The sequence below is a fragment of the Wolbachia endosymbiont (group A) of Campoletis raptor genome (assembly GCF_964026755.1).
GTDB lineage: Bacteria > Pseudomonadota > Alphaproteobacteria > Rickettsiales > Anaplasmataceae > Wolbachia > Wolbachia pipientis.
Genome location: NZ_OZ034695.1, coordinates 1,156,661 through 1,169,178, shown reverse-complemented (window position 1 = coordinate 1,169,178; position 12,518 = coordinate 1,156,661). Strand labels below are relative to the sequence as shown.

The 12,518-nt window shown below is 35.5% G+C and carries 11 protein-coding genes and 1 pseudogene; 4 read left to right on the top strand and 8 right to left on the bottom strand.

The annotated features are described in order from the left end of the window. Positions 1 to 92: 92 nt before the first annotated feature. The 4 genes from AAGD74_RS05885 to AAGD74_RS05870 all read right to left on the bottom strand — a co-directional run bounded on the left by AAGD74_RS05885 (position 93) and on the right by AAGD74_RS05870 (position 4,463). The gene (locus AAGD74_RS05885; protein WP_341810608.1) at positions 93 to 914 is read right to left on the bottom strand and encodes a 3'-5' exonuclease; all 822 of its coding nucleotides are present in this window, start codon (positions 912 to 914) and stop codon (positions 93 to 95) included. Then, on the bottom strand, positions 907 to 1,791 hold the full coding sequence (gene era / locus AAGD74_RS05880) for a GTPase Era (RefSeq protein ID WP_077188232.1): 885 nt from the start codon (positions 1,789 to 1,791) through the stop codon (positions 907 to 909). Before era ends, AAGD74_RS05885 begins: the two co-directional genes overlap by 8 nt. A gap of 250 nt (positions 1,792 to 2,041) precedes the next feature. Further along, positions 2,042 to 3,064: a cytochrome d ubiquinol oxidase subunit II gene (gene cydB / locus AAGD74_RS05875; RefSeq protein ID WP_015589177.1), complete on the bottom strand. Its 1,023-nt coding sequence runs from the start codon at positions 3,062 to 3,064 to the stop codon at positions 2,042 to 2,044. Further along, positions 3,057 to 4,463 (bottom strand): cytochrome ubiquinol oxidase subunit I, encoded by a 1,407-nt coding sequence (locus AAGD74_RS05870; protein ID WP_338482490.1) that lies wholly within the window; start codon positions 4,461 to 4,463, stop codon positions 3,057 to 3,059. Before AAGD74_RS05870 ends, cydB begins: the two co-directional genes overlap by 8 nt. A gap of 765 nt (positions 4,464 to 5,228) precedes the next feature. Between AAGD74_RS05870 and AAGD74_RS05865 the strand changes: the two genes are divergently transcribed. Next, positions 5,229 to 5,846: a superoxide dismutase gene (locus AAGD74_RS05865; RefSeq protein ID WP_151807956.1), complete on the top strand. Its 618-nt coding sequence runs from the start codon at positions 5,229 to 5,231 to the stop codon at positions 5,844 to 5,846. Position 5,847: 1 nt separating this feature from the next. Further along, positions 5,848 to 7,119, top strand: a complete 1,272-nt coding sequence (locus AAGD74_RS05860) for a pitrilysin family protein (protein WP_338482488.1) — start codon at positions 5,848 to 5,850, stop codon at positions 7,117 to 7,119. A gap of 6 nt (positions 7,120 to 7,125) precedes the next feature. Here the strand turns inward: AAGD74_RS05860 and AAGD74_RS05855 are convergent, their stop codons facing one another. From AAGD74_RS05855 to nuoE, 3 genes are all read right to left on the bottom strand, one after another. Then, positions 7,126 to 7,443: a hypothetical protein gene (locus AAGD74_RS05855; RefSeq protein WP_010082444.1), complete on the bottom strand. Its 318-nt coding sequence runs from the start codon at positions 7,441 to 7,443 to the stop codon at positions 7,126 to 7,128. A gap of 191 nt (positions 7,444 to 7,634) precedes the next feature. After that, entirely contained in the window at positions 7,635 to 8,849 is a 1,215-nt protein-coding gene (tgt, locus tag AAGD74_RS05850; protein ID WP_010082445.1) for a tRNA guanosine(34) transglycosylase Tgt, read from the bottom strand. Beyond that, a complete protein-coding gene (gene nuoE, locus AAGD74_RS05845) occupies positions 8,850 to 9,350 on the bottom strand; it encodes an NADH-quinone oxidoreductase subunit NuoE (RefSeq protein WP_010962799.1) in 501 nt (166 codons plus the stop codon). A 224-nt stretch (positions 9,351 to 9,574) separates the two neighbouring features. Between nuoE and AAGD74_RS05840 the strand changes: the two are divergent. Continuing rightward, positions 9,575 to 10,891: pseudogene (locus tag AAGD74_RS05840) on the top strand (hypothetical protein); the annotation flags it as partial. Between the two features lie 58 nt (positions 10,892 to 10,949). Beyond that, positions 10,950 to 11,782 (top strand): IS5-like element ISWpi1 family transposase gene (locus AAGD74_RS05835; RefSeq protein WP_236514306.1). Its coding sequence is split into 2 segments (ribosomal slippage): positions 10,950 to 11,319 and positions 11,319 to 11,782, totalling 834 coding nucleotides; the frame shifts between segments, so codons are not numbered across the junction. Positions 11,783 to 12,096: 314 nt separating this feature from the next. On the opposite strand, the gene AAGD74_RS05830 is transcribed toward AAGD74_RS05835, so the two are convergent. After that, complete coding sequence (locus AAGD74_RS05830; protein WP_077188498.1) at positions 12,097 to 12,516, bottom strand: YqaA family protein; 420 nt, start codon at positions 12,514 to 12,516, stop codon at positions 12,097 to 12,099. Positions 12,517 to 12,518: the final 2 nt, after the last annotated feature.

The following is a 12,518-nucleotide window of genomic DNA, read 5'->3' as shown; positions in this document are numbered from 1 at the left end:
AAAGCAACTTTCTTAATATGCTCAACGTGTATATTAACCAAAATTTAGTACAGAGGTTCGCTTGCTAGTGCATTATAACTCGACTATTTATTCTATGGAAGTAAAATTTTTCCACCACAAGTTATTTGCCATTCTTCTTTAAATTTCTTTAGGTATTCTTTTTTTTCGCACTCTAAAAGCAGCTCTTCCACACTTTTGTTGTAGCTTTCAGTAGTAATCCGTCCCTGATGATGCATGAACCTTAAGTAAATCAAATAAGTGTTAATTACATCTGTTTCACAATAATCTCGAATCTCTTGTATCTTGCCGCTATCGTATAAGTCCATAACTTGTGACCCATCAACTCCAATCTTACCAGGAAGATTAAATGCTGCACAAACTTCGTTCATTTTTACTTTCGCAGAAGCTCCAAAATCAGAGAGGGATTCAAGCAAATCACAATGCCAATCACTGCTATATCTCTGATTGTAACTATTCCACTTATCGCCAGCTTTATGAAAATATTCTGCTTGAATGCCATGGACCATAGCACGATACTTCAGCACTGGTATATCAAAAGTGCGTCCGTTGAACGAAACTAATCTTGGCTTTTTCTCTGATATGTAGTTAAAAAATCCTTTCACTAGCTCCTTTTCACTAGAATTTAGTGTGCCTCCAGATCTTATTTCTTGCAGTGTGAACACCTCATAACCACTCTGGTAGCTTATATTGCAAAGTAAAAAACTAATAACTACAACAAGGTGAAAAGGCTGACGCAGAAAAGAGTTTTGCCCGTTTGTTATTTCAAGATGATATTTTGTTAATGCATCCCTCTTCTCTTCTACACTACTATCATCACTAATATTGAGTAAATTTTTGCAGGAATGTACATCTGGTATAGTTTCAATATCAAATACCAATAAAGAATTAAGCATTGCCTATATACTCCTCCGGACGGTCGATCCAAGGTCGCACTTTCACAAATAAAAAGAGGTGTACCTTGCACTCAAATAATTTTTCTAGTTCAGCACGCGCTTCGATATTAATTTTTTTAATATTACTGCCATCTTTTCCTAGTACTATTTTTTTATGATTATCTTTCAACACAAATATGATCTGTTTGATGACTAAACTCTTATCTTTTTTTTCCTCAAATTGTTCAGTTATAACAGCTGTAGAGTATGGCAATTCTTCACGCAAGTTCAAGAATAATTTTTCTCTCGTAATTTCTGCTGATAAAAAATTTGTCGAGGAATCGGTTATTTGATCTTCTTCATAAAACCAGGGGCTCACCGATGCAACTTCAGACAAGTAATTCATCAAATCAGAAAGTCCATCATTCTTTAATGCTGATATCATAAAAACCTTTTCAAATTTATAAAGCAAATTCAGATGCTCATGCGCCATCTTTAATTCAGGCCTTTTTACCAAATCAGTTTTATTGATAACCAAAATGCATCTGCCTTTTGTGCGCTGCAGCCGCATAAATATAGTCTTAATTCTTTCTATATTTTTCAAATAATTGCTTACATCAACAAGCAACAAAGTGATGTCACTATCCTTAACTGCCGACCATGCAGATTTGACTAAAGCTTTTTCAAGTTTTGTTTCTGCTGAGAAAATTCCTGGGGAGTCAGTAAAGACAACTTGTGTGTTGTTGCATGTTGCAACACCCCTTATTTGCGTCCTTGTTGTTTGCACTTTAGGGGTGACAATTGCAATTTTCTTGCCTATGATGCTGTTAATTAATGTAGACTTCCCAGCATTTGGTAAGCCAGCTATGGTTACAAATAAGCATTTTTGTTCTTTCACAAAGAAAATTATAAAGAAAACTGAATGCCCGCGTCAAGCTACTTATATGACAAGAAGGATGACAGAACCCTTTTTGGTTAGCATGCAAAAAGGAAAAAAACTTATTCTACAAATTAAAAATACAATATACTCAAAAACTTTTCAGAAAATCCATAGGAGGGTTTGCTAATGAAGGTTCTTGAGTTGACGCCATTGCCAGAACGACTGCTTGATTTAAGGGTAACGTTTTAACCATAAGGTCACTAACTCCTTAATATGTGTGTTCATAATTTGATTTTCCACGAAAGACATAATAGCAATAACCAGTGTAAGTTAAAATGATTGGTAAAAGCGGTATTATAACAATGAGCATTAAAGATAAACTTGGCCCAGAAGCAGCTGCATCCAGAATGGTATATTGAAAAGGTATAATCCATGGGTAGATACTAATTCCTAAACCTAAATATCCCATAAAAAAAATAGCAATACTGAGAAAGAATGGACGGTACTCCCGTTTAGTATTCTGAAGATCAAACCACAGCATGAAAAATAGCCAAGATGTGAGTAATGGAATAGAAAATAAATAATAAAAATTTGGCATACTAAACCAAAAGTTTTTAATACGTTCATTTAAAAATGGTGTCACTACACTCACTAGTCCCATGAAAATACCTACAAAACCAAGCGTATAAGAAGCAACCTTGCGTGCCCATTCTTGTGTTATATTTTCTGTCTTCATTATGAGCCATGTAGAACCTAAAAGTGCATATCCAAATATCACAGCAATGCCTGTCATTACACTAAAAGCACTTGCCCAATCAAATTGGCCACCAGAAAAGTTGCGTCCGTTTACTTCTACACCATGTATAAATGCACCTAAAATCATGCCTTGGCAAAATGCAGCACCAAGTGACCCAAAATGAAAGGCATAATCCCATAATCGCCTGTATTTTCCTTCTGCCTTAAAACGAAACTCAAAGGATACTCCGCGCACTATAAGGCCAAGCAGCATAATAATGATTGGAATATAAAAAGCAGGCATTAATATTGAATATGCAAGAGGAAAAGCAGCAAACAACCCTCCACCAACCAATACCAACCATGTTTCGTTTCCATCCCAAAATGGTGCAATTGAGCTTATCATGTGATCACGGCATTTATCTGACGGTGCAAAAGGAAGTAAAATACCAATACCTAAATCAAACCCATCCATTAAAATATACAGTAAAACAGCTATGGCAATTAGTAATCCCCAGATTAGGGGTAAATTAATTAAGGAAGAAAAATCAAACATGATTGTTGTCCTTTCCAGATGTACCAGCATCAATCACTGAAGCTCCAATACCGTGTTTATAAAATTGCTCTTCTTCTTTAATGACAGGAATTCCTTTGTATATAAGTTTCAGAATATAGTAACTACCTGCTCCAAATATAAGGGTATACATAACGATAAATGCAATCAAAGACCATGCAACCTGAGGACCGGTAATCGCAGATGAAAATGATTCAATTGTGCGCATAATTCCATATACAGTGTAAGGTTGACGGCCAATTTCAGTAGTAAACCAACCTGCAAGTAACGCTATGAACCCAGACGGCATCATTGATATCCACCATCCATGTAAGAAACAACTTTGGAATAATTTGCCACGAAGATACTGTATAACACTTACTGACCCAATTATGATCATTAAAATTCCAACTCCAACCATTATACGGAAGGACCAGAATACCCATACTACAGGTGGTCTATCTTCTTTTTTCCATTCCTTTAATCCTTTTACTTGTCCTAAAAAATCATGTGTTAAGATCAAGCTGGCAAGATTAGGAATTTTTATCTCGTAGTGATTAATTTCATTTTGCTGATCCGGATAAGCAAATAAAAGTAAGCCAGCCCCTTTTTCGGTTTCCCATATACCTTCCATTGCAGCAATCTTAGCAGGTTGATGCTTTAGTGTATTTAATCCATGCCTATCTCCCATGAACAGCTGAAATGGTGCAGCTAAAGCTACCATAATGGTTGCCATACCAAGCATAATTCTTGCTTGAGGAGCATGTCGTTTTCTCCAAAGATAAAATGCTCCTACACCACCAACCACAAAAGCTGTTGTAAGATAGGCTGCTGTTACCATATGAATAAAGCGATAAGGGAAAGAAGGATTAAAAATAATCTCTAACCAATTGGTTGGATATAGGAGACCATTCTCACCAATCGTGAATCCAGCGGGTGTTTGCATCCAACTGTTGGCCGCAATAATCCAAAAAGCTGAAATAAGCGTTCCCACTGCAACAATACAAGTAGAAGCAAAGTGCATACGAGAACTTACTCTATTCCATCCAAATAGCATAATACTCAAAAAAGATGCCTCCAGAAAAAAGGCTGTTAAAACCTCAAAGGAAAATAGAGGGCCGAGAACATTGGCTATGCGGTCAGAAAAAATCGACCAATTGGTACCAAGTTGATATGACATTACAACTCCAGATACCACTCCCATGCCAAAAGCAACGGCAAAAATCTTGATCCAGAATTTATAAACATCACGGAAACGTGTATCACCAGTCTTAAGCCAACACCATTCCAAAAAGGCTAGAAAACTTGCAAGCCCGATCGTGAAAGCAGGAAATATAATGTGAAAGCCTATTGTGAAGGCAAACTGAATTCGAGCTAATAATAAAGGATCAAATTTAAACATTTTACCTAATACCCATGTATTACAAATAATAGCCAAATCTGCCTATAATTCAATCCATTTTTTCACAAAATTGACCTTATCCAGAAAAAGTAGAGAGAAAGTTAAGACGTTTTTGTCATGAGAATAAATTGTGCAGGAATACAACTGTTCTCCCTTGTCATACCGTCACGGTATCTCTAGATCCCGCTAACACGTAGCGGAATGACGATTGTCAGGCCAGCGCCCCTATGATGTCATCCCAGTGTCAGCTACTCGGATGACATCATCCTTTTTTTGGGATTCCAGCGTCACGCGCTGGAATGACACCTTCCGTATAAACATTAAGAAATTTACTAAGCGGAGAAAAAGGCAAAAGAAACCCTAGGGTAGCTAGTTATTCACTATCCATTTTTTAAGTTGGCGTTTTTTTATGTTTTAAACGCTTTATAAGCGCGTTTCAGCTTATGTAGGTAGAAATTTTATAAGACATAAGGTGCACATAGTGCAAAAAATTAAACATGAGACGCCAGATACGTGAGTTTTTTTGTCATTTAATCTGTACAGAGAAGATAAATAAATAGCTTCAGTTTCATGATAAGGGGGTTGGCGAAGGGTGTAAAGTAACTTTTGCATTTAATCCATTTCTATGGCTTATATGATAATCGTTATTGTAGTATAATTTAGAATAATGCAATAGATACCTAAATGTTTTAGCTATTAATTATATGTTGCACAAAAGCATATATTGCCCTACCATCCAAGTAGGTTAGAAATAAAGAGGTTTTTATGAGTTTTACTTTACCTGAATTACCATACGATAAAACAGCTTTGGAGCCTTATATATCTGCAAAAACCTTAGATTTTCATTATGATAAGCACCATAAAGGATATTTAAATAAACTCAACGAGCTAGTTGAAAATACGGATTATCAACATGTAAAAATTGAGGAATTAATAACAAAAGTGCATGGTAATAGCGGCAACTTGCCTATATTTAATAATGCAGCACAAGTTTGGAATCACACTTTTTATTGGAATTCAATGAAAAAAAATGGTGGTGGTAAGCCTAAAGATGGTAGTCTTCTAGCAAAAAAAATTCAAGACGATATCGGTGGCTTTGATAAATTTTATGAAGAATTTTCGAGTCATGGAGTAAGCCAGTTTGGCAGTGGATGGGTATGGTTAGTGCTCGAAAAAGGTAGGTTAGGAAAGCTCAAAATCACCAAGACTCCAAATGCAGATTTGCCAATAATTTATGGCCAAGTGCCACTACTCACTATGGATGTGTGGGAGCACGCCTATTATTTAGATTGTCAAAACCGTAGAATTGACTACATAAAAGTTTTCCTTGACCATTTAATTAATTGGGATTTTGCAGAAGAGAATTTAAAAAAGAACACATAAGATGAATGTACCCCAGGTAACAAAATTAGATAATGGTCTGCGCATAATAACTGAGCAGGTGCGTGATGTTGATTCCGTAGCTTTAAGCATACGAGTTGGTGTTGGCAGTAGAGCGGAAAGTGCAAATCAAAATGGAATATCCCATTTTCTAGAACACATGGCTTTCAAAGGGACGAAGACAAGAACTGCATTTGAAATTGCAAAAGCTTTTGATGACATAGGTGGGGTTTTCAACGCCAGCACTGGTAGGGAAAGCACCACCTATTATGCAAAAGTCCTCAAGAAAGACATAAAAACTGGTATTGATATATTAATAGATATATTGATGAATTCCACGTTTCCAGAAGATGAATTGGAACGTGAGAAGGGTGTTGTAATACAAGAGATTTTTCAAACTAATGATTCACCAAGTGACATTATTTTCGACAAATATTTTGAGGCAGCTTATAAAGACCAACCATTTGGTAGGTCAATCTTAGGCACGCAAAATACTGTAAAATCTTTTACTCGAGGAGATATAGATAATTACATAAATGAGCATTACTTTGGTGAGAATATGCTATTTGCCGTTGCAGGAAATGTTGAACATGAAGAAGTTGTTGCATTAACCAAAGATTTTCTCTCAAAGATTCATTCTAAAAAGCTGAAAAAAAGCCAAAATGCGAGCTGTACTGGTGGTGAGTATTTAGAACATCGTAAATTAGATCAGGTACACTTGCTAATTGGTCTACCTAGTGTTTCTCGCCATGACGATAAATATCACACGTTTCAAGTGCTTGATTCTATATTAGGGAGCGGAATGTCATCACGTTTATTCCAGGAAGTAAGGGAAAAGCAGGGATTAGCTTACTCTGTTTATTCATTTAATTCCAGCTATACTAATACAGGAATGTTTTCCATTTTTGCTGGTACAGACAGTAGTAACTTAGATAAGCTTTTAAAATCTATAACGACAGAGTTGAAGAAGTTGTCTACAGATGATCTGAAGGAAGAAGAAGTAAATAGAGTGAAAGAGCGAGTAAAATCCCAAATTTTAATGTCACGCGAAAGTGTTAGCTCACGTGCTGAAACATTGGGACACTACTACGGTAACTATAATAGGTACATCAGTAAAAATGAATTAATAGAAAAAATTAGTGCAGTTACCACTGCTAACGTAAAAAAAGCAGCAGAAGAATTGTTATCTCAGCATGAAAAAACCACTCTAGCTGCAATTGGAGAAATTGAATCATTGCCAAGTTACGATAAAGTGGTTTCTATGCTTAAAGCTTAGTGTACTTTAATTATGTTGCTTAAGCTCACTAAAAAGTTCAATGAACGGTTGCAAAATCCTTTCTATAAAAAGTTTGCTTTCTGGTTCATCGCGTATATTACTTATCAGTTTATTCAAAGTTTTCTCGCTGTTTCGTAAAAATAAATAGCTTTCTACTGCTTGCACACCAGACAAGACAGTCAAAATTCCTCCTATCACTAGACAAGCAGCTATAGCAGGTACGGTACCCACTGCAATTGCAGTTGCGATTAATGATAACCCAGCTAAGAATGTAACGGCTGAAACGCAAAACGCTATTTGATGTTTTTCTTTATTGTTAACCATAAATACCTCACAAAAACTATATTTTTAACATACCAGTGTTGTCATGTATTGTCAAGTTTTTAAAGAAGATTAAAAAATGCAACGCACATGTGCAAAAAACGCTAACTATGGATTAGCCAAGGAAGAAAGAGTAGGAAGAGGAAGGCTTTTTCTGTTTTAGGGAATATAAAATAAGCGTAGAAAAATATGAACTAGGTGTATAATTCACAGTGTAGTGGTGTCTCACTAATCCAATTATTTTTCTCCCGATCTAGCCTATCATCTAATATAGCCTGCCTTATTGATGCCATTAACTTATTCATAAAGAAAATATTATGAATGGTAACGAGCGTGTAAGCCAGGAGCTCTTTAGCTTTCAGTAAATGGTGTATATAAGCTCTTGAATGTTTTCTGCAGGTAAAACATAAACAGTCACTTTCAATTGGGTTGTTGTCCAGCTCAAATCGTTGATTCCGCAAATTAATATGCTCTTTGCACTTTGAAGAAATAGAATTTCTGTTTTTTACTTTAACAAGTGCGCCACCATGCCTTGCTAAGCGGGTTGGATGCACGCAATCAAACGTGTCAATTCCAAGCTCTACTCCGCGAAAGATGTCCACAATTCCACCAATACCAAGCAAATGAGTAGGCCTGTCTTTTTTCAGGTGGTCCATAGTGAAAGAAACTACATCATGCATCTGCTCTTTACTTTGACCAAGTGATCCACCTATTGCTTGACCAAAAAATGGCAAATCGTTGATAAAATCACAACTTTCTCTACGTAAATCTTGATACACTCCGCCTTGACTAATTCCATACAGTGCCTGCTTGCCATTATTGTTTTTTTCAAATTCATTTAAAGAACGTTCAGCCCATCTGTGGCTCATGAGCATTGATTTTGCTGTGTATTCTTTGCTTACGTGAAATGGAGTGCATTCATCTAAAACTAGGATTAAATCTGCACCTAATTTCTGTTGAATTTGTACAGATTTTTCAGGAGTTAAGCAATAAATTTTACCATTAATGTAAGAACGAAAAATTGCCCCATCCTCATTAATTTTGATCAAAGTTTTTTGTTTTTTTCTTATTCCTTTTATCTCTTCCGAAACTGATCCGTGGCCTAAGCTAAATATCTGATATCCACCTGAGTCAGTTAGCATTGGCCCATTCCATCCTATCATCTTGCGCAAACCACCAAGTTTTGCAACAGTATTCTCTCCTGGTTGAAGCATTAGGTGATAGGTGTTGGAAAGTATGATTTGGGTACCAGCTTCACTTATTCTTTCAATATCTGCAGCTTTAATTGCAGCTTTTGTTGCGCAGAATATAAAAGCGGGGGTTTCTACGCTTCCATTTGGAGTTTTAATTGTTCCAACTCTTGCAGAACCTGATTGCTTGATTCTCTTGAATGAAAATTCTTCTTTCATCTATTTGCCTGAAAGTTCTGTTATGATGTTTTCTACTTTCTCAGGAGTAAGATTTTCATAGAAGTCATTATTGATCTGCACAACGGGAGCATTAACGCATGCACCTAGGCATTCAACTTCTTTTAAGGTGAACAAATTATCTTTAGTAGTCTCACCGATATTGATTCCAAGTTTTTTTTTAAAGGTATTTAAAACTTCTTCACTATTGCACAACCAGCAAGGAGTTGTTCTACAAATTTGTATTAGATATTTGCCTACTGGTTTTAAATTATACATGGTGTAAAAATTTGCCACTTCATATACACGAATATGTGGAATATGCAGCATATCAGCAACATAACGCATAGCAGATTCAGAAACCCATCCGCATTGCTCTTGAACCAGATATAGTAAAGGCATAACAGCACTACCTTCTCTACCTTTGGGATACATCTCTATAAACTTTCCCGCTTTCTTGAGGTTTTCTGATGTAAAACTAAACTGCTCTTCTTTTTCTATCATTCATGAGACTCGTGTAAACTTTAACAGATTATACCTGTAGAACCAATGATTGCAATTGTTGGTTTTTTGAGAAATAGCATAAAGCTTCTTAGCCCTCTTCAAGCTTATATTTACCTTTTAGTATAAAATATTATATTAATTTTTTAATTTTAGTTAAAATTTTCATTGACATTAACACACAGGAGTAATCATAATAGCATTTTATTAATATTTTAAATAAAATTATGTCTATATTAAGAAGATTACTCGGGATCAACTCAAATACACCGGAAATTAAAGAAGCGATAGGTTTTAATCCAACAAACGTAGAATTAATTGAGGGGAATGGAGTTGCTTACGGACTCAGCTATCAAGATAATGGTAATGGGAGCAGTAAAGTAAAATTACTTATTAGTCCATTATATCAATCAAAAACATACGAATGTGGTACAAATATCAGCGTAGCAAATGAATTCAAAGATCAATTATCTCTCACATTAATAGAAGATTCAGCTGAAATAGATAAAGTTGGAGTTATCTTTCCTGAAGAAGGAATTAGCGAAGAAGGAGAAAAATGCGTTAAAGGCTTATCTTTTAACACTTACGGAATTAAACAATCAGTTAATACTCCTTCAGTTGAACATTTAGATAAAAGAAAATTACAAAAGAATATTGATAATAATAGTCTTGCAAATGTGGGCAATAGTTGCTTTCAACCAAGAGCAGTGAAAGTTGGTAATGGTGACGTAATTGTAATCGCCCATAACTTAAAGGATCAAACTTTAGTTTCTTGGTACTTAAAGTCAAGCGAGAGAGGAAAATTTAAGGTATTGACTGGAGAAAAAGGTGTTACAGAAAGAAAATTGTTCAATTTTGATAATCAGGGGCAATTGGCATTAAATGGAAACACGATGCTTTATTCGCAAGTGAGCAAAAGGATTACTAAGGAAAATCAAGAGGTGAGAAAAACACGTATTTTTAAATTTGATATGGCTAAAGTGATTCAGGGTCTGAAGGATGGAGTTAATGGCTTTTTACTTGGTAATCGAAAAGGTCAAATAGATAATAAAGCACTATCTCTTTCTAGAGAACATGAAATAAGCTTTTTGCAGTATGTTGAACAAACGGAAGGAAATGATCTAGTTGCTTTTCTTGAAAATGACCAATCAGCTAATGAGCAGAGGTTACATATAGCAACTCTACTTAAAAATGGATCAGTGTCAGATTTTCCTATCTATCAATTTACAGATCCTATAGAGCAATTATATATTAAAGGCAACGGTCAGGGTGGTTTTATCGTAACTGCGGTAAGTGGAGAAAATATTGTAACTTTTAATCAAAACGGCTCTGGAAAATCTTCTGAAGCAACAATAATACCGGCAAATAGCATCAAAACTCTCAGTGATTTTGTTAATATCATTAACGGTCGATTAACGCCAGATATTATTTCTAGTAGTACCGTGGCTCCTATAACTGTTGCAGAAACGGTTGTGACTTCTAAGAAAACGCCGACTGCTGCAATTACTAGCACAGCAGAAACCGACGCTGTGAAGACTACTAAGAGGTTGTCCGGAAACAAGTAAAAGGCTATAATATCTGAAATTTTAGTACGGGGTAAAGATGAGAAAAAAGTATCCAACAGATCTAAGCGAAAGGGAATGGGCAAGAATAGAAAAACACTTCAGAGTATCATACAAGAAAGGAGGAAGGCCGCCAAAGTATAGCAAAAGAGAAATATTAGAAGCAATTTTCTATGTATTGCGTACAGGGTGTCAATGGCGGTATTTACCAAATGATTTTCCGCTATGGAAGACTGTGTATGAGCAGTTCAGGCAATGGAAGAAGCAGGGAATTTTTGAGAAAATGAATTATGAAATTACAAAATATAGTAGAAGAAAAATAGGAAGGAATGAGCAGCCGAGTGCCTGTATAGTAGATAGTCAATCTGTAAAGACTACAGAAAAGGGGGGATCAAAGGCTATGATGGAAGTAAAAAAGTAAAGGGTAGAAAAAGGCATATAATTACAGACACTCAGGGTTTTATACTAGGTTGTTACGTAGGCGCTGCTAACGAAAATGATAGAGATGGTATTAAAATAGCATTAAACAATATGAGAACAAAATATACTAAAGTTAAAAAAATGTGGGCTGACATGGGATACCAAGGAAGAAATTTAAAGAATCACATAAAGGAAGAATATGACATAGATATTGAAATTGTTACAAGGCCTCCATGTAGATTTTGGGTGCACAAAGATACGCCACCTGAGCTACTACCAACAAGAGAACAAGGGTTTAAAGTACAGCCAAGAAGATGGGTTGTAGAAAGGACTTTTGCTTGGGTTAATAGGAATAGAAGGCTATCGAAGGAGTATGATTTACTCACAACATCCACTGAGAATTTCATATACCTAGCTATGAGTAGGGTTATGTTAAAGAGGGAATATGCTTGAATTTACTAGTTTCCGGACAACCTCTTAGTGACTACCTGAAAGAATATGAAGAAGAAGCAGAAAAACTGCTTGACTTTGAATCCAAATATAAAAGTGACTGTTATACTAAAACAACATTTGTAATTTGGAAAATTACAAATGTCCTACCTTGCTCCTGATGATATTTGTATAAGAGAAATTTTTTCAAATAAAGTTACTTTTAGCTCATGGTGCATCCTTATAACTATTGAAATTTTGCATTTAATTTATAGCTCCGCTTCTATCAGGGCATAGGATGACAGAAGTGGGCTTTAATAGCTGTAGTACTATAGCTGTTATACGCCAAAAGTAAGTATTAGATATAACAAATAGAAGAAATTAGATAGAATGATTAAAGGGGCAAGGATATAAAGGTTTAACTTAAAATAACCTGATAAAATTTGAATCACACTTCCAAGTGCTGGCACCCACGAAAGTAATGCAACTGCACAAATCAGTAGATTTCTTACGATTTTTGGTGTTTTATGCTCGTTCTCTAGTTTGTGGTATGATTTTCGTATAGAGATTGTTATTCTACCTAAGTACCAGTTAACTATTCCACCAAGGCTTGATCCTAGTACTCCAAAAAATAACATAAGTAGTGGAGTGTGATACGACCTGAAATAAAGCATGGTATTGAACACAAAACCTTGATGTATGGGTAAGACTAATGATGATACTAGACTATCTGTGAATAACAGGAAGTAGTTTTCCATAT